Origin of the sequence: Streptomyces sp. DvalAA-14 (assembly GCF_900091855.1) — a bacterium.
In the GTDB taxonomy this organism is placed as follows: Bacteria; Actinomycetota; Actinomycetes; order Streptomycetales; family Streptomycetaceae; genus Actinacidiphila.
The window spans coordinates 1-21,832 of record NZ_FMCH01000171.1 but is presented as its reverse complement, the minus strand read 5'-3'; the positions used below and the strand labels follow the sequence as shown (position 1 = coordinate 21,832).

The following is a 21,832-nucleotide window of genomic DNA, read 5'->3' as shown; positions in this document are numbered from 1 at the left end:
ACCACCCCCTCCCGCCCTGCTTCCGGGCTACAGGGCTGGCCGACCTACGAGCCCCGCCGCACGCCGACCGAGGGCCGCCTCGGCAATCGACCGCCGAACCGCCGAGAGGCGACCGGCCTTCCCGATTGGTCTAGACCCTTGACGGCAGTAGTGACGGCAACAACCACGGACAACCACGGCCGAACGCGCACTTCGGCGAACCGCTGAATATCGCTTGACCTGCGAAAACGCAGGTAGAGCGGGTGCACGTGTCACACGTACTATGTACTCGCCGGGACCACGCCGGTCCTGGTGCACAACTGCGACGGTATTGACCAAGAATTCGGCGGGCTCGATGAAGATACATACAATTCCATCGATGATGCTCACGGGCCGCAGATTGCCGATGGTGCCGACTATCAGGTGCAGCGAATGAATTCAGCCGATGGTCCGGAGGCCACGGCTCAGGAGACCAAAAACGCTGGCGATCACGTGATACCGGGAATTGGACACGATCCCGCCGGACTCGGGAACTACTTTGCGAGTTTCAAGAATGCAACTTTCACTCACGTGGACGCCGTGGTGAGGAGTGGGAGTTCCGGGGCAGAGGCCCTCTACGATTCAAATAAGGGCGTCGCGATTATTCGGAATACTCGAATGATCCACGGCTATACAATGAGTCCTGCGGACTTTGCGGCACGTTTCGCACCGAAGTGATGGGGTGGGTGATCCGTGAGAAGAAAAGTGATCCTTGCTCGCAAGGATGGAAATTTTGCACTTGACCTGGTCAATTCTCAGTACTTGGTGATGGTTAACAGCGTCAGGACATTCTCGGAGTACGTTGCGGATCCGGCCCAGCGGTCGCTAATTCTTGGGCCGGCCTCGCGTAAACTTCTGTCCGCTATCGAGGATGTTGAAAAGGGGGACGGCTCCAATGGAAGGATTGAACTGTGTCTGTCGGAGGAGCAGATCCATGCCCTCTATGTTCTTCTAATGTGGCTGCCCACATCTTTCAATTCAGAAGAAGCGTTTGTCGACAGGGTTGGGGCTTTCAAGGAAAATTTGACGAATATGGCACAGGGGCTTCTTGTGGCCGTTGGTGAACTTTCGGCAGGCGGCGCGACTTCGTCTCTCGCGCATCCGGACTGATGCACCTTAATGGCGTGACGGCAACGTCAGCGGAGGCGCGCTGCACGACACAGCGGATCGCCGGACTCAGCGGTGCCCTGGAGCAGACTGCGGAGTTGCGCGACCGCGTCCAGGAACTCGAAACCAGCCCAAGCGCTCGGAAGACCGTCTTCCGCAAGAACGGCTGACCACCGATGCGACTCGGCGCGGCAGAGCTGATTGTCCCCAGCCCATGCTTGGCATAAGCCAGTCACTGGGTCGCCCAGGGCTACCTGCTGCGGCCGCAGCCGTTCGGCAACTTTGTCAGGGCGCGCCCGGTGGGTGTCGCGGGGGAGCTGTTCAGAGTTTCTTTACTGGTTCAAGGCGACCCGCTTGCGCGGGTCGCGCGCGGCCGGGCCGGGGCCGGCCGCTACGTCGCCGCCCCGCTTGCCCACCCCGGCCATGCCGCGCAGAATGGACAGCTTGGGAGTGAACTACTAGTGAGTGATGGGCCTGGGGATTTGACCTCCCGGTTGAACCCGGCAACGGTTTTCGCACTGCGGCTGGCCGGCTGGTATCCCGATCGACATCTCGACGTGTCCTTCGATATCCAGTCTCTGGAGAGGCAGGGGTACATCTCGAGTCCAGGGGTAGCCGAATTTCTCGAATCGTTCCGGGGCCTGAAAATCGGGCCAGCCAGTGAGGACGGCCCCAATTTCGTAGACGGTGAACCCTTTTTTGTTGACGGGGGGGTGGCGGCAGACATCAGGACGAATCCTTGGCGATTGGCTCGGCCATCGGCGGCTCGTGGTTTCCCGTCGGCTGGTGGCTCAGCTATTCGCATGTCTTCATGCGGCAGGACGGCGCTCTGGCCGCTTACGCGAACGGCCTGTGGAGCATCGGAAGCACGCCTCGGGAGGGCCTGGACCTCATAGTGAGCGCGGATCGCCCGTTGATCTGGGTTCGGGCATCAGAGGGGATGAAGCCCTGGCCCAGGGAGGGCTCACCTGGATCGCCTCGGCAGCGGCCACGGGCGGAGCCGCCGCGGGCTGAGACCCCGCGCCTATCATGAGCGCATCATCAGGAGAGGAGCCGTGCCGTGCCGCTTCCTGACTGGTCGGGCCTTCTGGTCGACGCCGGTCGGTTGACCTCGCTTTATACCGAGATCCCGCCCCTGGAAGGGCTCGTCCTCAGGTCCGTCCATCTGAGCCCTTACGGTCCGGGCCTGAAATTGCGGGTGGAGCTTCCGCGGTTTCCCGACCGGGCGCCTTCGGCCTGGACGGAAGCGAGGTGCGACCGGTTCGAGGCGCAGATTCACTTCTTGGCCGTCGGCGATGACCTGCGGATGCGAGGGACGCCGGATCGGACCGCGGTCGATGTCCACCTGCGATCGATCCCGCAACGGCGTCTCCGGGTCGTGACGCAGGGAACGGACTTCACCCTCGAATTCACGGCTGCCGAGGCTCTTCAGGTCAGTCACCTCAACGCCTACCGCTCGGGCGAGGGAGACCCGTACGATGCGCGGCGTCACTTCGAGAATCACGTCGACCAGCGCCTGTACCGAATCCTGCCACCAGTGACAACCAGGCCGTTTTATGACTCTCCATGACTGGTCCGAGGCCCTTGCCGATCCGAGCCCGCTCCGCGCAGTCCTGGGTGCGCCGCCACCGCCGTTGACCGACTACGAACTGCTCTCCGTACACGTCGACGAGAGACGGTCATCGGTCACCCTGGGTTTCTTCGCCTTGGCTCTGCCGGCGGGCGCCGTCGCCGCGTGGGAGGCGAGGGGTCACAACGCAGTCGAGTTCTTCCTCATCTGCGTCGGGGTCAAAAGTTTCTCGCTGGACGGATGGAACATCGACCGGTTCGACCGGGTGTCACTGGCAGGCTCACACGTGGAGTTGAGCGGCGAGGGAAAGCGGATGTCGTTCGACGTCGACGAGATCAGAGCCGATGGGCCGACGGGACGCCTGGCGGGTCGAGCCATCTGATCGGCCCAGGCCCGGCGATTCCGCAACTGGCCCGCTTCGGAGCGAGTCAGATGCCGACCCACTCCGCGTACTGCGCCAGTTCGCCGCTGCGGGCGCGCGACGTACTCCGCTCTGCGACAGCCCCCCATGACGGTACCCGCAGACGATGCGTGTCCTCACCCGTACGATGTGCCGGCCGGCGCCATGCCGGGGCGGAACGCGCGCCGTCCATCAGCTTCCGGCGTCGGCCGGGCGCTGGTGACCGCACTCCAGTGTGCCGCCGGAGGCGTCGAGGATCTCGTAGTCGAGAATCATGGTGGAGGGGTCGCCGTCCTCGTAGAGCCACACGGTGAGGGGATGCGCGGCGGCGACGACCGTGAACTCCACGGTGCCCGTCGCGGTCGCCCGCGTTCCGCACCGGCAGTCTGTTCGTCACTGAGCCGCCCCGGAAACCGTCGTTCTGAGAGTCACGGCACACCGCACCACACCCCAGCCAGGGCATCGCCGCCGGGGGTGGGGAACTTTCCCGCCCGCCCCTGCGACCGCCCCGGGAAACACCGGACAACCGGTCGGCGAAATAGCCTCTTCTTCCTCGCACTTCCCTTGCTGCCCACGAGCCGACTCCTCTGCCGACTCCTCTGCCGACTCCTCTGCCGACTCCTTTGACGGCTCCGCACTCGGCTGACGGCTCCGCTACCGACTCCGTTCCGCGCGCCGCGCATTCGATCAGCGGAATTGACCGCTCCAAATCGCCCACGGGCCGACTCCGCCGGTGCTAGCGTAAAAACCCAGGGAGTTCGTAACACAAACTCGGTGGGGGGCCTCCGTGACCATCCTTCTCGTTTTCTTACTCGTTCTCGCCGCGCCACTCGCGACCCTCAAGTACCTCGGGGTGCGTTCGATGCGTCCGGTGGCGGTCGAGGTCGGCGGACTGAGCCTGGAGCAGATCACCGACATCGGTACCAAGGCCTCGCATGCGTTCGCCCGGCGGCTGTTCGGCCGTCCTCAGGCGCAGGCGACGCCGGCCGGCGGGGCGGTGTGGTTCATCCGCAGCGGCGCCGGTGTCATGACGGTCGAGGTGGAGCCGCTGGCGGAAGGCGCTGGTTATCGCGTCGTCGCGGTGGCCACGGCCATGCGGGTCGCGCAGGCGGGCGGCGTCGTCGACACCACCACCGACTGGGGCCGGGCGAAAATCCTCACCAACGGGCTCTTCCGGCTCATGGGCATCCCGCACAACGCGCGCAAGCTGTTGCGGCAGCGGCGGCGGGTGCTGCGCGCCATCCGGCGGGCCGGCCAGGTCATTGCTCCCGCTACGCCGCTTGCGCCCCTTCCCCCGATTCCCCCGCTGCCGCCGATTCCGGTGATTCGGCCGGCCGAAGGGCCGGGAGATCTTCCCGAGCCGCCGCCGATCCCGCTTTCCTGAACACAGCGATAAAAGAGCCGCCGAGTGGTCCGAGTGAACTGCCGAGCCCTCAGCATTCGATGACGTTCACCGCCAGCCCGCCGCGGGCCGTCTCCTTGTATTTGACCTTCATATCGGCGCCGGTCTCCTTCATGGTCTTGATGACCTTGTCGAGGGAGACATGGTGGCGGCCGTCGCCGCGCATCGCCATGCGGGCCGCGGTGACGGCCTTGACGGCGGCCATGCCGTTGCGTTCGATGCAGGGGATCTGGACGAGGCCGCCGACCGGGTCGCAGGTGAGGCCCAGGTTGTGCTCCATGCCGATCTCGGCGGCGTTCTCGACCTGTTCGGGGGTGCCGCCGAGGATTTCGGCCAGGCCGCCCGCGGCCATGGAGCAGGCGGAGCCGACCTCGCCCTGGCAGCCGACCTCGGCGCCGGAGATGGAGGCGTTCTCCTTGAAGAGCATGCCGATGGCACCGGCCGCCAGCAGGTAGCGGACGACCGCGTCGTCCTGGTCGGCCTGCGGCATCCGGGGGTCGGCGACGAAGTCGAGGTAGTAGTGCAGGACAGCGGGGATGATGCCGGCCGCGCCATTGGTGGGGGCGGTCACCACCCGGCCGCCGGCCGCGTTCTCCTCGTTGACCGCCATGGCGTAGAGCGTCACCCACTCCACGGCGTGCACGGCCGGGTCGCCCTCGGCCCGCAGCTGGCGGGCGGACTGGGCGGCGCGGCGGCGGACCTTGAGACCGCCGGGCAAGATGCCCTCGCGGGCCATGCCGCGCTGGACGCAGTCCCGCATGACCTGCCAGATCTCCAGCAGCCCGGCCCGGATCTCGCTCTCCGTACGCCAGGCCTTCTCGTTGTCCAGCATCAGCGCGGAGATCGACAGGCCCGTCTCGCGGGACAACCGCAGCAGTTCGTCGCCGGTGCGGAAGGGGTGCCGCAGCACCGTGTCGTCCGGCTTGATCCGGCCCGCGCCGCCTTCCCCGCCCAGCGCGTCGGTGTCCACCACGAAGCCGCCGCCGACCGAGTAGTAGGTCTTCTCCAGCAGCGGCTCGCCGGCGGCGTCGTAGGCGAACAGCATCATGCCGTTGGCGTGGTACGGCAGCGAGCGGCGCCGGTGCAGGACGAGGTCGGTGTCCGGGTCGAAGCCGATCTCGTGGGCGCCGAGCAGACTCAGCCGCTTGGTGGCCCGCATCGCGGCCACCTCGTCGTCGGCCGTCTCGACGTCGACGGTCCGGGGAGAGTGGCCGGACAGGCCCAGCAGGACCGCCTTCGGGGTGCCGTGGCCGTGGCCGGTCGCGCCCAGCGAGCCGAAGAGTTCCGCCCGGACCGCGGCCGTGTGGCTGAGCAGGCCCTCGTTCTTCAGGCGGTGCGCGAAGATGCCGGCCGCGCGCATCGGGCCCACGGTGTGCGAACTGGAGGGGCCGATGCCGATCGAGAAGAGGTCGAAGACAGAGATGGCCATGGCGTGCGGCTCCTGACGTATGAGGGGTGCGCCCCGCGGGGGCGCGGGGAACTGCGCGAGGAACCGGTCCCCGGCCGGCGGCCCGGCGACGGCGGTAACCGCCGCCGGGCCGGTGACGAGGTGCGACGAGGTGCGGCCCTCGTCGTGACCGCTCGCGCGGTTCCCCCGCGCCCTGCGGGGCGAACCGGGAGGCCCCGCGCCCCCCGAGGGCTATGCGTACAGCGGATACCGCTCGGTCAGCGCGGTGACCCGCTCCCGCAGCGCCGCCACGTCGTAGCCGGGCTTGAGCGCCTCGGCGATCACGTCGGCGACCTCGTGGAAGTCGGCCGCCCGCAGGCCGCGGGTGGCCAGGGCCGGTGTGCCGATCCGCAGGCCCGAGGTGACCATCGGGGGCCGCGGGTCGTTCGGGATCGCGTTGCGGTTGACGGTGATGCCCACCTCGTGGAGGCGGTCCTCGGCCTGCCGGCCGTCCAGCACCGAGTTCCGCAGGTCGACCAGGACCAGGTGGACGTCGGTGCCGCCGGACAGCACCGCGACCCCTTCGGCCGCGAGGTCCGGCCGCATCAGCCGCTCGGCGAGGATCTTCGCCCCTTCGAGGGTGCGGACCTGGCGGTCCTTGAACTCGTCGGTCGCCGCGGCCTTGAAGGCCACCGCCTTCGCCGCGATGACGTGCTCCAGCGGGCCGCCCTGCTGGCCGGGGAACACCGCCGAGTTGATCTTCTTCGCGAGCTCGGCGGTGGACAGGATCACCCCGCCGCGCGGGCCGCCGAGCGTCTTGTGGGTCGTGGTGGTGACCACGTCCGCGTACGGCACGGGTGAGGGGTGCAGCCCGGCCGCGACCAGCCCGGCGAAGTGCGCCATGTCCACCAGCAGGTAGGCGCCGACCTCGTCGGCGATCCGGCGGAATTCGGCGAAGTCCAGCTGCCGCGGGTACGCCGACCAGCCGGCGATGACCAGTTGCGGCCGGTGCTCCTTGGCCAGCCGCTCGACCTCGGCCATGTCGACCAGGCCGGTGTCCGCGTCCACGTGGTAGGCCGCGACCTTGTACAGCTTGCCGGAGAAGTTGATCTTCATACCGTGGGTCAGGTGGCCGCCGTGCGCCAGATCCAGGCCCAGGATGGTGTCCCCGGGCTTGATCAGGGCGAACATCGCGGCCGCGTTGGCCTGGGCGCCCGAGTGCGGCTGCACGTTGGCGGCCTCGGCGCCGAACAGCTCCTTCACCCGGTCGATGGCGAGCTGCTCGACCACGTCGATGTACTCGCAGCCGCCGTAGTAGCGGCGGCCCGGGTACCCCTCGGCGTACTTGTTGGTGAGGACCGAGCCCTGGGCCTCCAGGACCGACACCGGAGCGAAGTTCTCCGAGGCGATCATCTCCAGGGTGGACTGCTGGCGGTGCAGCTCGGCGTCGATCGCGGCGGCGACGTCCGGGTCGAACTCGTGCAGGGACTGATTCAGCAGGGACATGGGAACTCCTGATCGGGAGCGGTGCGCGGGGGCGGCTCAGCCGGCGGTGAACGCTTCGTACTCGGCGGCGGACAGCAGATCCGCCCCCTCCTCCGTCACCTTGACCTTAAACAGCCAGCCGCCCTCGAAGGGAGCGGAGTTGACCAGCGACGGGTCGTCCACCACGTCCTGGTTGGCCTCGGTGACCTCACCGGAGACCGGCGAGTACAGATCGCTGACCGACTTGGTGGACTCCAGCTCGCCGCAGCTCTCACCCGCGGTGACGGTCGAGCCGACCTCGGGGAGCTGGACGAACACGACGTCGCCGAGGGAGTCGGCGGCGTGCGAGGTGATCCCCACGGTGGCCACCCCCTCGGCCGGGGCGGAGAGCCACTCGTGCTCCTTGCTGTAACGCAGCTGCTCAGGATTGATGCTCATGACGGAATTCTCCCGGATGGGTCGGGGTGCTCGCGCAGGGGCACGCGGCGCTACGGACGGGCGGTGCGAGTGAGGGCGGGTCAGACGGTGCCGCGGCGGCCGGCCCGGCGGCGCGAGATCAGCGCTCGCGCCGGTAGAAGGGGAGCGCCACCACCCGGTGCGGCTCCTGGACGCCCCGGATGTCCACCGCCACCCCGGCCGTGCCGGGCTCCGCGTGCGACGCGTCCACGTACGCCATCGCGATCGGCACGCCCAGCGTGGGCGACGGCGCCCCGGAGGTGACCTCGCCGATCACCGCGCCGGCGCCGTCGGTGACCGGGAAGCCCGCCCGCGGCACCCGGCGGCCCTCGGCGATCAGCCCGACCAGGGTGCGCGGCGGCCGCGCGGCGGTCTTCTCGGCGGCGGCGGCCAGCGCGTCCCGGCCGACGAAGTCACCGGGCTTGTCGAACTTCACCACCCGGCCGAGCCCCGCGTCGAACGGCGTGACGGCCGCGGTCAGCTCGTGCCCGTACAGCGGCATGCCGGCCTCCAGCCGCAGCGTGTCCCGGCAGGACAGCCCGGCCGGCACCAGGCCGGCCGCCGATCCGGCCTCGGTCAGCGCCTGCCACAGCCGCTCGGCGTCGGCCGGCGCCACGAACAGCTCGAAGCCGTCCTCGCCGGTGTAGCCGGTACGGGCGATCAGCGCGTCCACCCCGGCCACCGTGCCGGGCAGCCCGGCGTAGTACTTCAGCCCGTCCAGGTCGGCGTCGGTGACCGACTTCAGGATGCCGGGCGCCTGCGGACCCTGGACGGCCAGCAGCGCGTACGCGTCCCGGTCGTCGCGGACCTCGGCCGCGAAGCCCGCGGCCCGTCCGGTCACCGCGTCCAGCACGGTCTGCGCGTTGGAGGCGTTGGCGACGATCATGTACTCCTCGTCGGCCAGCCGGTAGACGATCAGGTCGTCGAGGATGCCGCCGTCCGCGGCGACGATCATGGTGTAGCGGGCCCGGCCCACCGCGAGCGCCGACAGGTGGCCGACCAGGGCGTGGTCGAGCGCCTGGCCCGCCTGCGGACCGGTCACGGTGATCTCGCCCATGTGGGAGAGGTCGAACAGGCCGGCCCGGGTGCGGACCGCCTGGTGCTCCTCGCGCTCGCTGGCGTAGCGCAGCGGCATGTCCCAGCCGGCGAAGTCGGTCATGGTGGCGCCCAGGGCGCGGTGCAGCGCGTCCAGCGCGGTGCGGCGGGGGGCGTGCGGGTCGTGGGACTCGCGGGGTTCGCTCATCGGAAAAGGGCTCCCAGACGGATCGACGGGTGGCAGGGCCAAGCGGTGAACCTGGCCTCCCCATCTGTCATCGGAACCTGAGAGGTTCACCGTGACCCGCGCGGGGCCACGGCTTGCACCGTGGGTGGGACGCAGCCCCGGACCAGCGCTGCGGACAGGGGCCCGTCCACTTTTCAGATCTGCCTCGCCCGCGCGGTATCTGTGCCTGAGAGATTCAAGGGAGGACTTGCTCCTTCGGCGCCCGCCCCCACCGGGGGCGGAACTCTCCCGCGCGGCCTCGAACGGCCGGTATGCAAGTTGTGCCGCCCATCATTGCACGGGCCCCGGTGGCATGCCCGGGGCCCCCGCAGCCGCTAGGGTTTCCGGGCAGCGGCACGCAGGCACATGGGCGGACAAGGGTGGACATGGAGAATCCGGCACCGTACATATGGCCGGCCAACGAGCTGGAAGAGGTGCTCACCGCGAGCATCGGCAACCCGTCGGCCACGCCCCGGCTGCTGGAGGTGCTGAGCCGCTCCCGGGTGTGGGTGCCGCTGCCGAACGGCGGCCACCCGGACATGCCCGGCTTCGACCTGCCCACCATGGAGCTGGACGGCTCCCCGTACGTACCGGTCTTCAGCTCCGAGCAGCAGTTCCGGCAGGCGGCCGACGGTATGCCGTGCACGGTCGCGCCGGTGCACGAGTTCGCCCGCGGGCTGCCCCCGCTGGTCGGTATCGCGGTCAACCCGGGCGGCGCCGTCGGAGTGCCGCTGCCGCCGGCCGCCGTCGCCGACCTGTGCCGCGCGGAGCGGGGCGGGTACGGGGCGCCGCAGTCCGGTGCCCGGGTGCGGCTGTGGGAGCCGGCGCCGGACGAGGAGCCGGTGGACTTCCTGGCCGCGGCCGCCGCCGAGTTCGCGGTCACCCCGGTGGTGCTCACCGCCCGCCGGGCGCTGGCCTCGGTGGAGGAGGCCGCCGCGCAGTTGTTCGTCGGCGTGGAGCTGGACCGCTGGCAGGAGCCGGACCGGGCCGCCGCGATGGACGCCCTCGGCCGGGCGCTGGGCGCCGTACCGCTGCCGTGGCAGGTCCAGCTCATCCTGCTGGACGTGGCCCAGGACCCGGTGGGGGACTGGATGCTGGACGCGGTCCGGCCGTTCTTCGCCCGCGACTGACCTGCCGGCCGGGAGCCACCGGGGCCGCCGAGAGGGCGCCCGGCCGTCGCTGCGGGTGGCCGGCCGACCACGTATACGCCGCGTATACGCCAGATTTAGCCGGATCGGCTTGAGTCGGTCAGCGTTCCACCGGGAACACTCGACCTGATTTGATGGCGTACATGGCGTGCGGCACACCGGCGCGCGCCCGAGGACGTGACGGCCACGTGACGACAGCGGCGCGACACCAGCGCGAGACCAGCAACGACCGAACGACCGGAACACCGAACCAGGGGAAGGGGCGGTCCCACGTGATCGCGGGCGCGCAAGGCGGCGCGGCGGCGGCCGGCCATGTGGAGCAGATGCTGCTCCAGGTGGCGCCCGGCCGGTTCGACGCTTACGAGAACCTGCTCGGATCGCTGGCCGGCGGCCAGGTGTGGATGCTGTTGTGGCAGGGCTCGTCCGGCGCCGCGGACGCCCAGTACGGCAGCATGGAGGTCGGCGGCCACGGCTACGCGCCCTGCTGCACCTCGCCGCGCGAACTGGCCGCCAGCGGCTGGTCGCGCGAGCACGAGGTGGTCTCCGGACGGGACATCGCGCTCACCCTCTACCCCGACCGCTGCGGCCTGTGGCTGAACCCGCACACGGCCGGCGGCGGGGTCGGCATCCCCTGGCCGGATCTGCGACGGATCGCGGTCGGCCTGGACCTGCTGCCGGCCGGTCCGCTCCAGATCGGCGAACCCTCGCTGCAGATCCCGCAGTTCTACGCCCTGCTCGCCCAGGTGGCCCACCGCACCCCCGTGGTCCGCGCGCTGCGCCGCGCCTGGGTGCAGCCGGCCCTGGGCGAGCCGTATCTCGCGGTCGGGGTCGAGGTCTACGACTCCTCCGCGCAGGCCGTCGAATCGGTGCGGCTGATGATGCAGCAGGCGCTGGCCGGCGTGCCGGACGGCCTGGCGGTCTCCACGGTCGCGATGGCCGACGCGTACGACCCGGTGGGCATGTGGATGCGCGCCAACGGCCAGCCGTTCTTCGACCGCGAGGCGTACGGGGGCGGCGCCGCCTGGGGCCCGGCCCGGCACTGACCGCACCCCGGAGGCGGGCGCACCCCGGACCTGGACGCGGCCTCGGATCCGGGCGCACCGCCGACGCCGCCTACTTGTCGCGGTGGAAGATCCCCTCCAGCAGGCCCAGCGGCGGACTGCCCAGCGCCAGCAGCGACTTGTGGAAGCGCGGCAGCGAGAACTCGTCGCCCCACTTCCGCTTGGCCCGGCTCCGCAGCCGCATGATCTCCAGCTTCCCCCAGGTGTAGCGGCCGTAGCCCGCGTCGAAGGTGCCCCGGCGGGCCTCCGCGGCGGCGCTGGCACGCGCCAGGTGGGCGTCGCGCATGAACAGCGCGGTGGCCTCCTCCAGGTTCATCGAACCCGTGTGCAGGCCGATCGCGCAGGTGAGCCGGGTGACCCGGACCAGTGCCTCCAGGGCGACGCCGATGGCGAAGCGCGGATCGCCGGCCCGGAAGCCCTCTTCCAGGCAGACCTCTTCGACGTAATGGGCCCAGCCCTCGGCGAAGGACAGGCTGTGCAGGGTACGGCGTACCGGGCCGCGGGCACGGCGCAGCGCCCGGCTGTGCGCGAAGTGGCCGGGGGCGACCTCGTGCACGGTGATGGACGGCAGACTGGTGCGGCTGAAGACCGTCAGCCACTCCTCGCGCTCCTCGGCGGGCCAGTCCGGCTCCGGCGGCGTGACGTTGTACCAGGAGGGCGCGTCCGACTCGCCGGGCGCCTCCCACGACATCATCGCCATCGACCAGCGGCGCGACGGCGGCGCGGGGCCGACCAGGCACTCGCCGTCCAGGTGCGGGGCCAGCCCGTGCTCCCGGGTGAAGGCGATCACCTCCTCGGTCAGCCGGGCCGCCTCCGGGATCACCCCGTCCGCGTCCGGGTGGTCGGCGAGCAGTTCGGGGATCAGCTCGTCGACGCCGCGACCCGGGTCGAGCGCGCGGCAGGACTCGGTGAGCAATTCGGTCATCCGGTCCCGTTCGCGGGCCGCGTCCTCGGCCAGCGTCTCCAGATCCACCCGCACACCTTCTTGAGCGCCCATCAGCGAGGCCAGCGCCTTGCCGCCGAGCCGGGGGTCCGGGTCGCCGTGCTCGGCGGTGTCCTCCAACCGGGCCAGCAGCCGGGCGTGCGCGGCCAGCGCGGCGGCCTCGGCCGGCCCCTGCTCCGGGTGCAGGTCGGCGGCCAGGCCGCGCACCGCGCCGAGCAGCGCCGCGGCCACCGGCGCGTTCACCCGGTCCAGCGAGCTGAGCGAGGCCTCGATCGCCTCCGGCCAGCGGGCCAGATGCTTGCGGCGCGCCTTGGCCCGCTCCTTGCGCGGCGCGTACTCGCGGTCGTAACAGGCCAGTTCGAGATTGGACAGATGGGGATACGGGTCGCGCCGGTGCAGTTCGAGGTCGCCGTACTGCGTGCGCAGCGACTTCTCGAAGACCCGCAGGTGCGCCTCGTCGTGCCCGTCGTCCAGCCGGCCCGTGGCGCGGCGGGCGCGGACGACTTCGGCCACCGCCCGGCGGACCCCGTCCGGGGACAGATCCTGGACCTTGCCGTCGTACTCGTGCAGGCCCGCCATTTCCCGGGCCTGGGGCATCATCAGGTCGTACACCGCGCGCAGCCGCTCGTTCACCACACGACCGTACCGCGAGGTCCACGCGGGTAACGGTCGATGAATCACCAGATCACAGTTACGCATCCGTTCCCGGCCAGGGCTGGCGGGTGATCACCACCGCACAGAAGAATCCACCGGCAGAAGACACTTTGACGTTTCTATGAGCCGTCAAACCTGGTTCGGATCAAAAAAGCCGCTACAGCGGCGGGCGCGCGTCGGTTACCCGCCGGCGAGAGGGGTCAGCTACGCCATGACCGCACCGATTGAGACCACCCATGGACAGGCGGAGGCACAGCCCGAAGCCATCCTCCAGGGTGCCGGGCGGAAGACGATCGAGGGACGCTCCCTCGGCCAGATCGCCTGGATGCGCTTCAAGCGCGACAAGGTGGCCGTCGCCGGTGGCATCGTTGTCATCTGCCTCGTGCTGCTCGCGGTCTTCTCCAAGCTGATCGAGAAGGTGTTCAACCTCGATCCCAACGCGTTCCACCAGGATCTCGTCGACCCCAACACCGTTGCCCCCAAGGGCGGCTGGGGCGGCATGAGCTGGGCCCACCCGCTGGGTGTGGACCCGCAGTTCGGCCGGGACCTGCTGGCCCGCATCATCGAGGGCTCCTGGGTGTCGATGCTGGTCGCGACCGGCGCCACCTTGCTGTCGGTGGTCATCGGCGTCATCTTCGGCGTGGTGGCGGGCTACTACGGCGGCTGGGTCGACAGCGCGATCAGCCGGATGATGGACACCTTCCTGGCCTTCCCGCTGCTGCTGTTCGCCATCTCCATCTCGGCATCGCTGCAGGACGGCGCGTTCGGCCTGAACGGGCTGCCGCTGCGGATCAGCGTGCTGATCTTCGTCATCGGCTTCTTCAACTGGCCCTACATGGGCCGGATCATCCGCGGCCAGACACTGAGCCTGCGCGAGCGGGAGTTCGTCGAGGCGGCCCGGAGCATGGGCGCGCGCGGTCCGTTCATCCTGTTCAAGGAACTGCTGCCGAACCTGGTCGCGCCGATCCTCGTCTACTCGACGCTGCTGATCCCGACCAACATCCTCTTCGAGGCCGCGCTCAGCTTCCTCGGCGTCGGCATCGCACCCCCCCAGGCGTCCTGGGGCGGGATGCTCAACTCGGCCGTGGACCTGTTCTACGCGGACCCCCAGTACATGGTGGTCCCCGGCCTGGCGATCTTCATCACCGTACTGGCGTTCAACCTGCTGGGCGACGGGCTGCGTGACGCCCTCGACCCGCGCAGCAAGTGAACCCGGCCCCCGACCACCCGCAGGCAGCACGTACCCCGAGCTTCACCACTGATACAGGAGGCTTTCCTCGGCATGAACAGCAGAAAAGCGACAGCAGCGCTGGCGCTGGCCACGGCGCTCGCCCTGGGAGCATCCGCGTGCAGCAGCAACTCGAACGATGACAAGAAGCCGGGTGGCACCAAGAGTGCCGCCGGTGTGTCGGCCAAGAAGGACGCCGCGCTCACCGGCATCGTGAACGCCTCCGACAAGAAGGGGGGCACCGTCACGATGGAGAACTCCGACGTGCCGGACTCCCTGGACCCGGGCAACACGTACTACGGCTGGGTGCAGAACTTCTCCCGCCTGTACGCGCGGACGCTGCTCACCTTCAAGCCGGCCGCCGGCAAGGAAGGCCTGACCGTCGTCCCGGACCTGGCCACCGGCCTCGGCAAGCCGAGCGCGGACGCCAAGACCTGGACGTACACCATCCGGTCCGGGCTGAAGTACGACGACGGCACGCCGATCACCACCAAGGACATCAAGTACGCCATCGAGCGCAGCAACTTCGCGCCCGAGGCCCTGTCCAACGGCCCGACGTACTTCAAGGCCTACCTCGCGGGCGGCGACAAGTACCCCGGTCCGTACAAGGACAAGGACCCGAACGGGATCGCGTCCATCGAGACCCCGAACGACACCACGATCGTCTTCCACCTGGCGAAGCCGTTCGCGGACTTCGACTACCTGGCGACGTTCTCGCAGACGGCTCCCGTGCCGCAGGCCAAGGACGACGGCGCCGGCTATGTGAAGCACATCGTTTCCTCGGGCCCGTACAAGTTCAAGTCCTACCAGGACGGTGTGGGCGCCGACCTGGTGCGCAACCCGGAGTGGACGAAGGCCAGCGACCCGGTGCGCTCGGCGCTGCCCGACGAGATCAAGATCAAGTTCAAGGTCGACGCGACCAGCATCGACAACGACCTGCTCGCGGGCAACACCACGGTGGACTCCGGCGGTACCGGCGTCTCCCCGCAGACCCAGGCCAAGGTGATCAACCCCCAGTACGCGAAGAACACCGACGACTCGTACGCCGGTGCCACCTCGTACCTGGCGATCAACTCGAACGTCGCGCCGTTCAACAACATCGACTGCCGCAAGGCCGTCGAGTACGCGATCGACAAGGTCTCGGTGCAGACCGCCATCGGCGGCAGCGTCAAGGGTGACGTGGCCACCACGCTGCTCCCGCCGACGGTCAACGGCTACACCAAGTTCGACGAGTACCCGACGGCGGGCGACAAGGGCGACGCCACCAAGGCGAAGGCCTCGCTGAGCGCCTGCGGCAAGGCGGGCGGCTTCACCACCAACCTGACCGCGCGCAGCGACCGTCCGGCCGAGATGGCCGAGGCGACCGCGATCCAGAACTCGCTCAAGCAGGTCGGCATCACGGCCAACATCAAGAGCTTCCCGGCCGGCAAGTACTTCTCCAACTTCGCCGGTGTGCCCAGCTACGTGCACAGCCACCAGCTGGGCCTGATGCTCACCGCGTGGGGCGCCGACTGGCCGACCGGCTACGGCTTCCTGGACCAGATCGTCGACGGCAGCGCCATCAAGCCGTCCGGTGGCAACAACCTGCAGGAACTGAACGACCCGGCCATCAACTCGGCGCTGGCGGCGGCGATCTCCAACACCGACGCCAACGCCCGGAGCCAGGCCTGGGGCCAGATCGACAAGATGGTCGTGGACACCGCGACCGTCGTGCCGCTGATCTACCGCAAGAACCTGCTGTACCGCCCGGACTCGGCCACCAACGTCACGGTGACGCAGGCCTACCTGGGTATGTACGACTACCTGCTGCTCGGCTCGTCCAAGTAAGCAATCCGCCGCAAGGCATCGAACAGTAGGCTCCGAACATCGGAAGGCAGGTGAAGGCATCGGGGCCGCCGGACCGGGCAGCAACCCGGTCCGGCGGCCCCGGCGCCGACCCGCTGTGACTGCGTACATCATCCGACGCGTGATCGCCGCGATTTTCCTGGTGCTGGTCGTCAGCGCGGTCACGTTCCTGATCTTCTTCTGGGTCCCCAAGCTCGGCGGTCAGACCACCACACAGCTGGCCACCCAGTACGTGGGCAAGGACGCCAACCCCGCCTCGATCGCCGCCGTCAAGAAGAACCTCGGCCTCGATCTGCCGCTCTACGAGCAGTACTGGCACTTCATCAAGTCCATCGTCATGGGCGCGCACTACAAGTTCGGCCCCGACGCGGCCGTCTGCCACCGCCCCTGCTTCGGCTACTCCTTCAAGAGCCACGTCGAGGTGTGGCCCGAGATCAAGCAGCGCATCCCGATCACCATCTCGCTGGCGATCGGCGCGGCCGTCATCTGGGTGATCTCCGGCGTCGCCATCGGTGTCGTCTCCGCCCTCAAGCGCGGCACGATCTTCGACCGGATCTCCATGGGCGTGGCCCTGGCCGGCGTCTCGCTGCCGATCTTCTTCACCGGCCTGGTCCTCAAGGGCCTGTTCGTCTACAAGTGGCAGATCTGGAGCAACATCCAGTACGTCGGCTTCGAGAGCGATCCGGTGCAGTGGGCGTCCAATCTGATCCTGCCCTGGATCAGCCTGGCCTTCCTCTACTCGGCGCTCTACGCCCGGCTCACCAGGGCCGGGATGCTGGAGACCATGGGCGAGGACTACATCCGCACCGCCCGGGCCAAGGGCCTGCCCGAACGCGTGGTGGTCGGCAAGCACGGGCTGCGGGCCGCGCTGACCCCGATCATCACCATCTTCGGTATGGACTTCGGCCTGCTGATCGGCGGCGCCGTCCTCACCGAGACGGTCTTCTCCTTCCCCGGCGTCGGTGCCTACGCCGTACAGGCCATCACGGACAACGACCTGCCGAAGGTGCTCGGCGTCACCATCATCGCCGCCGTTTTCATCGTCCTCTGCAATCTCGTGGTGGACCTGCTGTACGCCGCCATTGATCCCCGGGTGAGGTTCTCGTGAGCACCGACGGCAGCGATGAGCTGAACCTGACCAAGGACCAGCCGGACGCCGCGGTCGGCGAGCCGGTGCGGTCGTCCACGGCCACCGCGGCCCCGGCCGCCGACGCCTACCTGTCGGTCCGTGACCTGCGGATCCACTTCGACACCGACGACGGCCTGGTCAAGTCGGTGGACGGGCTGAGCTTCGACCTGGCCCGCGGCCGCACCCTCGGCATCGTCGGCGAGTCCGGCTCCGGCAAGTCCGTCACCTCGCTGGGCATCATGGGCCTGCACCGCACCGCGAAGGCCCGGATCTCCGGCGAGGTCTGGCTGGACGGCGAGGAGCTGATCGGCGCAGACGCCGACCGGGTACGGCGGCTGCGCGGCCGCAAGATGGCCATGATCTTCCAGGACCCGCTGTCCGCGATGCACCCCTACTACACGGTGGGCGCGCAGATCGTGGAGGCCTACCGGGTGCACAACAAGGTCTCCCGGGGGGCCGCCCGCGAGCGGGCCATGGAGATGCTGGAGCGGGTCGGCATCCCCGAGCCGCGCAAGCGGTTCTCGGACTACCCGCACCAGTTCTCCGGCGGTATGCGGCAGCGCGCGATGATCGCCATGGCGCTCATCAACAACCCCGAGCTGCTGATCGCCGACGAGCCGACCACCGCGCTCGACGTGACCGTGCAGGCGCAGATCCTGGACCTGATCCGCGATCTGCAGAAGGAGTTCGGCTCCGCAGTCATCATGATCACGCACGACCTGGGCGTGGTCGCCGAGGTCGCCGACGACCTGCTGGTGATGTACGCCGGCCGCGCCGCCGAACGCGGCACCGCCGAGAAGGTGTTCACCGAGCCGCAGCACCCCTACACCTGGGGCCTGCTCGGCTCGATGCCGCGGATGGACCGGGACCGCATCGACCGGCTCAACCCGGTCAAGGGCACCCCGCCCAGCCTGATCAACGTGCCGAGCGGCTGCGCGTTCCATCCGCGCTGCCCGTACGCGGAGTTGAACGGCGGGTCCTCCGAGACGGTCGTCCCCGAGCTGCGCGAGGTGGCCGCCGGACATGTCGTCGCCTGCCATCTGGCCGACGCCGACCGGGCCCGGATCTGGACCGAAGAGATTGAACCGAAGCTGTGAAGGGCCGGGACGAAGCCGTGGCGGAGAACACCTCGCTGGACAAGAGCGCGCCCGGGTCCGCGGCGTCCGGGGCCGAGGCGGCGCCCGCCGCCGAACCCCACCACTCGGTGCCGCGGCAACCCTCCGGGGAACCGCTGCTGAAGGTGCACGGGCTGGTCAAGCACTTCCCGATCACCAAGGGGCTGCTGCGCCGGCAGGTCGGCGCGGTACAGGCCGTGGACGGGCTGGACTTCGAGGTCGCGGCCGGTGAGACGCTGGGTGTGGTCGGCGAGTCGGGCTGCGGCAAGTCCACCATGGGCCGGCTGATCACCCGGCTGCTCGAACCCACCGGCGGGAAGATCGAGTTCGACGGCCGCGACATCACCCACCTCAGCGTGGGCGCGATGCGGCCGATGCGGCGCGACGTCCAGATGATCTTCCAGGACCCGTACTCGTCGCTCAACCCCCGGCACACCATCGGCACCATCGTGGGCGCGCCCTTCAAACTGCAGAAGGTCGTCACCGAGCACGGGGTCAAGAAGGAAGTCCAGAACCTGCTGGAACTGGTCGGCCTCAGCCCCGAGCACTACAACCGCTACCCGCACGAGTTCTCCGGCGGACAGCGGCAGCGCATCGGTATCGCCCGGGCGCTGGCGCTCAAGCCGAAGCTGGTGGTCGCCGACGAGCCGGTCTCCGCGCTGGACGTCTCGATCCAGGCGCAGGTGGTCAACCTGCTGGACGACCTCCAGCAGGAACTCGGCCTGACCTATGTGATCATCGCGCACGACCTGTCCGTCATCCGCCATGTCTCCGACCGGATCGCGGTGATGTACCTCGGCAAGATCGTGGAGATCTCCGACCGCGAGTCGCTGTACAGCACGCCCTTCCACCCGTACACCACGGCGCTGCTGTCCGCGGTGCCGGTGCCGGACCCGAAGCGGCGCAAGGCCCAACTGGAAGGCGGCGCGGGCGCGTCGGGCGGCCGGATCCTGCTGACCGGGGACGTGCCGTCGCCGGTCAACCCGCCCAGCGGCTGCCGCTTCCGCACCCGGTGCTGGAAGGCGACGGAGATCTGCGCGACGCAGGAGCCGCCGCTGGCGGCGCTGGCCCCCGGCCACCAGGTGGCCTGCCACCACCCGGAGAACGCGCCGGACCAGCGCGTGGTGGAGGAGCCGGCCGTGGTGTGACGGCCCGCCGGTGACGGCCGTTGAGTGGCGGCCGTCGGGTGATGGCGCGTCCGCCGGGACGCGGAACGACGGAAGAGGGGCGGACCCGCGGGTCCGCCCCTTCGCCGTGCCCGGTTCTTCGCGGTGCCCGGTCCTTCGCGGTGCCCGGTTCTTCGCGGTGGCCGGTCCTTCGCGGTGCACCGTCCGCGCCGTGCCGGGCCGCTGGCCGGCGGTGGCTCAGGTCTGCCCGGCGGCCCGGGCCCTGGTGACGGCCGGGCCGATCGCGGTGACGAGTTGGGCGACTTCGGCCGGTGTCGTGGTGTGCCCGAGCGAGAAGCGCAGGGTGCCGCGGGCATGAGTGGCCGGCTCGCCCATCGCCAGCAGCACATGGCTGGGCTGCGCCAGGCCGGCGGTACAGGCGGAGCCGGTGGAGCAGGCGATGCCCTGCGCGTCGAGCAGCAGCAGCAGCGCGTCCCCCTCGCAACCGGGGAAGGTGAAGTGGGCGTTGGCGGGCAGCCGGCCGTCCGGCGCGGGATCGCCGTTGAGGATCGCGTCCGGCGCCGCGGCCCGCACTCCGCGTACCAGCGCGTCCCGCAGCGCGCCCACGTCGCGGACGAAGTCCGGCCGGCGCTCGGCCGCCAGGGTGGCGGCGGTGGCGAAGGCGGCGATGGCCGGCACGTCGAGGGTGCCGGAGCGGCTGCGCTCCTGATTGCCGCCGTGCAGCAGCGGAACCGGGGTGTCCTCGCGCCGCAGCACCAGCGCGCCCACTCCGTAGGGGCCGCCGATCTTGTGCCCGGTCACGGTCATCGCGTCCAGGCCGCTGGCGGCGAAGTCCAACGCGACCTGGCCGAAGGCCTGGACCGCGTCGGAGTGCATCGGCACCCCGAACTCGCGGGCGATCTCGGCGAGTTCGTGCACCGGGAAGACGGTGCCGACCTCGTTGTTGGCCCACATCACGGTGATCAGCGCCACATCGTCCGGGTCGCGGGCGAGGGCGGCGCGCAGCGTCTCGGCACGGACCCGGCCGAGCCGGTCGACCGCCAGCCACTCCACCACGGCGTGTTCGTGGTCGGCCAGCCAGTACACCGCGTCCATCACCGAGTGGTGCTCGACGGGGCTGGCGAGGATCCGGGTGCGGCGCGGGTCGGCGGCCCGGCGGGCCCAATACAGGCCCTTGACCGCGAGGTTGTCGGACTCGGTGCCGCCGCCGGTGAAGACGATCTCGCTGGGGCGGGCGCCGAGCGCGGCGGCCAGCGCCTCCCTGGACTCCTCGACGGTACGCCGGGCCCGCCGGCCGGCGGCGTGCAGCGCGGAGGCGTTCCCGGTCACCGTGAGGTGGGCGGTCATCGCCTGGACCGCCTCCGGGAGCATGGGTGTGGTGGCGGCGTGGTCGAAGTAGGCCATGGTGCCCCGATTCTACGGTCGGGCCGGGGGCCGCCCGACCGAAGGATCAGCCGCGCGGCGCACGGGCCAGTTGGCGGGACTGGGCGACCAGGCGGCCGGCGCTGTCCCAGACCTCGCCGTCCTCCTCCAGCAGGCCGCCGGCCAGATTGCGGGTGACCAGCGAGACCCGCAGCGGGCCCGGCGCCGGTCGGCAGCGCACATGGACGGTCAGCTCCACGGTGGGCGTCCAGCCCTTGAAGCCCAGGTCGAAAGCGGTGGCGGGCAGCGCGTCCACCGCGAGCAGCACCGACAGCGCGTCGTGGTCCCGGCCGTCGGCCAGTCCCAGCCAGCCGCGCATCCGCCCGGCGCCGGAGGGCGCGCCGACCGCCCAGCCCGCGGTGGCCGGGTCGAGCCGCAGGTCGAGCCGGTCCAGGATCGCCACGGAGCCGGGGACCGGGCTGCCGCCGGGGGCGTCGTCCGAGCTCACGCTGTCCGCGTAGGACGCCATCGGCGGCGGCGTGGCGGTGGTCCTTACGTCGTCGGGCAGCGCGTCCAGGTCGCCGTATCCCGCCAGGACCCGGATCCGCTCGACCTCCCGCCCGTCGGCGTCCCGCTGGAACAGCGAGGCCTGCCCGGTGGACAGCGTCCGCCCCACCCGCACGGTCTGCGTCCGCACCACCGCGGGGCCTGGCTGGGACGCGGTCAGATAGTGCGCGGTGATCGTCAGCGGGTCGTGGTGCGGCAGCGCGTCCCCGAGGGCCCGGCCCAGCACGGCGAGCAGGTACCCGCCGTTCAGCGCGGAGATGATCGTCCACCCCGGGGAGAGGTCGATGTCGTACGTCCCGGGTTCGCCCGGGCGCGGGACGACCGCGGTGTCCCGGTCGAATTCACTGTCCCCGATGGCCGCGCGGGCCGGTGCAGTTGCCATGAGTTCTACGTTACCCGTCGGTAGTTCGCGGTTGTCCACCACACCGGCAACAACGCTGAGCAAACGCTTAGTCTTCCCCCCGGCACGCGCCGCCCGCCGGCCCCGCCGAGCCGCCCTGGGTGGAGCGCCCCGCGAGGGGCGCGGGGAACGGCGCGAGCGGCCTGGGCGGACGGGTGGCCGGGTGT

The 21,832-nt window shown here is 70.0% G+C and carries 22 protein-coding genes and 1 riboswitch; of the genes, 14 read left to right on the top strand and 8 right to left on the bottom strand.

The genetic code is table 11. The features are described from left to right. Nucleotides 1-291 precede the first annotated feature (291 nt). The 6 genes from GA0115240_RS36100 to GA0115240_RS08480 all read left to right on the top strand — a co-directional run bounded on the left by GA0115240_RS36100 (nt 292) and on the right by GA0115240_RS08480 (nt 3,077). Nucleotides 292-696, top strand: coding sequence for a hypothetical protein (locus GA0115240_RS36100; protein WP_141708777.1), 405 nt, complete (start codon nt 292-294; stop codon nt 694-696). Between the two features lie 15 nt (nt 697-711). Then, entirely contained in the window at nt 712-1,128 is a 417-nt protein-coding gene (locus tag GA0115240_RS36095) for a hypothetical protein (RefSeq protein WP_141708776.1), read from the top strand. Between the two features lie 14 nt (nt 1,129-1,142). Further along, the gene (locus GA0115240_RS36745; protein ID WP_161302110.1) at nt 1,143-1,295 is read left to right on the top strand and encodes a hypothetical protein; all 153 of its coding nucleotides are present in this window, start codon (nt 1,143-1,145) and stop codon (nt 1,293-1,295) included. A gap of 129 nt (nt 1,296-1,424) precedes the next feature. After that, a complete protein-coding gene (locus tag GA0115240_RS39150; RefSeq protein ID WP_370673295.1) occupies nt 1,425-2,021 on the top strand; it encodes an SUKH-3 domain-containing protein in 597 nt (198 codons plus the stop codon). Nucleotides 2,022-2,185: 164 nt separating this feature from the next. Further along, nucleotides 2,186-2,695 carry an Imm50 family immunity protein gene (locus GA0115240_RS08485; protein ID WP_093736039.1) on the top strand — a complete coding sequence of 170 codons (510 nt, stop codon included), beginning with the start codon at nt 2,186-2,188 and terminating at the stop codon, nt 2,693-2,695. Then, nucleotides 2,682-3,077 (top strand): Imm50 family immunity protein, encoded by a 396-nt coding sequence (locus tag GA0115240_RS08480; RefSeq protein WP_093736038.1) that lies wholly within the window; start codon nt 2,682-2,684, stop codon nt 3,075-3,077. Before GA0115240_RS08485 ends, GA0115240_RS08480 begins: the two co-directional genes overlap by 14 nt. A gap of 210 nt (nt 3,078-3,287) precedes the next feature. On the opposite strand, the gene GA0115240_RS36735 is transcribed toward GA0115240_RS08480, so the two are convergent. Beyond that, nucleotides 3,288-3,443 carry a hypothetical protein gene (locus GA0115240_RS36735; protein WP_161302103.1) on the bottom strand — a complete coding sequence of 52 codons (156 nt, stop codon included), beginning with the start codon at nt 3,441-3,443 and terminating at the stop codon, nt 3,288-3,290. A gap of 439 nt (nt 3,444-3,882) precedes the next feature. On the opposite strand from GA0115240_RS36735, the gene GA0115240_RS08475 reads away from it, so the two are divergent. After that, nucleotides 3,883-4,479 (top strand): hypothetical protein, encoded by a 597-nt coding sequence (locus GA0115240_RS08475; RefSeq protein ID WP_093736037.1) that lies wholly within the window; start codon nt 3,883-3,885, stop codon nt 4,477-4,479. A gap of 49 nt (nt 4,480-4,528) precedes the next feature. On the opposite strand, the gene GA0115240_RS08470 is transcribed toward GA0115240_RS08475, so the two are convergent. The 4 genes from GA0115240_RS08470 to gcvT form a co-directional block, all read right to left on the bottom strand. Continuing rightward, the gene (locus GA0115240_RS08470) at nt 4,529-5,926 is read right to left on the bottom strand and encodes an L-serine ammonia-lyase (protein ID WP_093736036.1); all 1,398 of its coding nucleotides are present in this window, start codon (nt 5,924-5,926) and stop codon (nt 4,529-4,531) included. Nucleotides 5,927-6,136: 210 nt separating this feature from the next. Further along, nucleotides 6,137-7,390, bottom strand: coding sequence for a serine hydroxymethyltransferase (gene glyA / locus GA0115240_RS08465; RefSeq protein WP_093736035.1), 1,254 nt, complete (start codon nt 7,388-7,390; stop codon nt 6,137-6,139). Nucleotides 7,391-7,426: 36 nt separating this feature from the next. After that, nucleotides 7,427-7,807 carry a glycine cleavage system protein GcvH gene (gene gcvH, locus GA0115240_RS08460; protein ID WP_093736034.1) on the bottom strand — a complete coding sequence of 127 codons (381 nt, stop codon included), beginning with the start codon at nt 7,805-7,807 and terminating at the stop codon, nt 7,427-7,429. A gap of 118 nt (nt 7,808-7,925) precedes the next feature. Then, on the bottom strand, nt 7,926-9,068 hold the full coding sequence (gene gcvT, locus GA0115240_RS08455; protein WP_093736033.1) for a glycine cleavage system aminomethyltransferase GcvT: 1,143 nt from the start codon (nt 9,066-9,068) through the stop codon (nt 7,926-7,928). A gap of 183 nt (nt 9,069-9,251) precedes the next feature. Beyond that, a riboswitch (glycine riboswitch) is annotated at nt 9,252-9,348 on the bottom strand. A gap of 124 nt (nt 9,349-9,472) precedes the next feature. Between gcvT and GA0115240_RS08450 the strand changes: the two genes are divergently transcribed. Next, nucleotides 9,473-10,216: an enhanced serine sensitivity protein SseB gene (locus GA0115240_RS08450; RefSeq protein ID WP_093736032.1), complete on the top strand. Its 744-nt coding sequence runs from the start codon at nt 9,473-9,475 to the stop codon at nt 10,214-10,216. 341 nt (nt 10,217-10,557) lie between these two features. Then, nucleotides 10,558-11,277: an enhanced serine sensitivity protein SseB C-terminal domain-containing protein gene (locus GA0115240_RS08445; protein ID WP_093736053.1), complete on the top strand. Its 720-nt coding sequence runs from the start codon at nt 10,558-10,560 to the stop codon at nt 11,275-11,277. Between the two features lie 70 nt (nt 11,278-11,347). Here the strand turns inward: GA0115240_RS08445 and GA0115240_RS08440 are convergent, their stop codons facing one another. Next, nucleotides 11,348-12,871, bottom strand: coding sequence for a DUF885 family protein (locus tag GA0115240_RS08440; RefSeq protein ID WP_093736052.1), 1,524 nt, complete (start codon nt 12,869-12,871; stop codon nt 11,348-11,350). A 232-nt stretch (nt 12,872-13,103) separates the two neighbouring features. On the opposite strand from GA0115240_RS08440, the gene GA0115240_RS08435 reads away from it, so the two are divergent. From GA0115240_RS08435 to GA0115240_RS08415, 5 genes are all read left to right on the top strand, one after another. Beyond that, nucleotides 13,104-14,102, top strand: coding sequence for an ABC transporter permease (locus GA0115240_RS08435; RefSeq protein ID WP_093736031.1), 999 nt, complete (start codon nt 13,104-13,106; stop codon nt 14,100-14,102). A gap of 72 nt (nt 14,103-14,174) precedes the next feature. Next, nucleotides 14,175-15,947 carry an ABC transporter substrate-binding protein gene (locus GA0115240_RS08430; RefSeq protein ID WP_093736030.1) on the top strand — a complete coding sequence of 591 codons (1,773 nt, stop codon included), beginning with the start codon at nt 14,175-14,177 and terminating at the stop codon, nt 15,945-15,947. Between the two features lie 115 nt (nt 15,948-16,062). Further along, nucleotides 16,063-17,073 carry an ABC transporter permease gene (locus GA0115240_RS08425; protein WP_093736029.1) on the top strand — a complete coding sequence of 337 codons (1,011 nt, stop codon included), beginning with the start codon at nt 16,063-16,065 and terminating at the stop codon, nt 17,071-17,073. A 65-nt stretch (nt 17,074-17,138) separates the two neighbouring features. Continuing rightward, entirely contained in the window at nt 17,139-18,191 is a 1,053-nt protein-coding gene (locus GA0115240_RS08420; RefSeq protein ID WP_256069611.1) for an ABC transporter ATP-binding protein, read from the top strand. A gap of 107 nt (nt 18,192-18,298) precedes the next feature. Next, the gene (locus tag GA0115240_RS08415) at nt 18,299-19,357 is read left to right on the top strand and encodes an ABC transporter ATP-binding protein (RefSeq protein ID WP_370673296.1); all 1,059 of its coding nucleotides are present in this window, start codon (nt 18,299-18,301) and stop codon (nt 19,355-19,357) included. A 216-nt stretch (nt 19,358-19,573) separates the two neighbouring features. Here the strand turns inward: GA0115240_RS08415 and GA0115240_RS08410 are convergent, their stop codons facing one another. Together GA0115240_RS08410 and GA0115240_RS08405 are read right to left on the bottom strand one after the other, a co-directional pair. After that, nucleotides 19,574-20,740 carry a cysteine desulfurase family protein gene (locus GA0115240_RS08410; RefSeq protein ID WP_093736028.1) on the bottom strand — a complete coding sequence of 389 codons (1,167 nt, stop codon included), beginning with the start codon at nt 20,738-20,740 and terminating at the stop codon, nt 19,574-19,576. A 46-nt stretch (nt 20,741-20,786) separates the two neighbouring features. Continuing rightward, a complete protein-coding gene (locus GA0115240_RS08405) occupies nt 20,787-21,647 on the bottom strand; it encodes a thioesterase family protein (RefSeq protein WP_093736027.1) in 861 nt (286 codons plus the stop codon). Between the last annotated feature and the right edge of the window lie 185 nt (nt 21,648-21,832).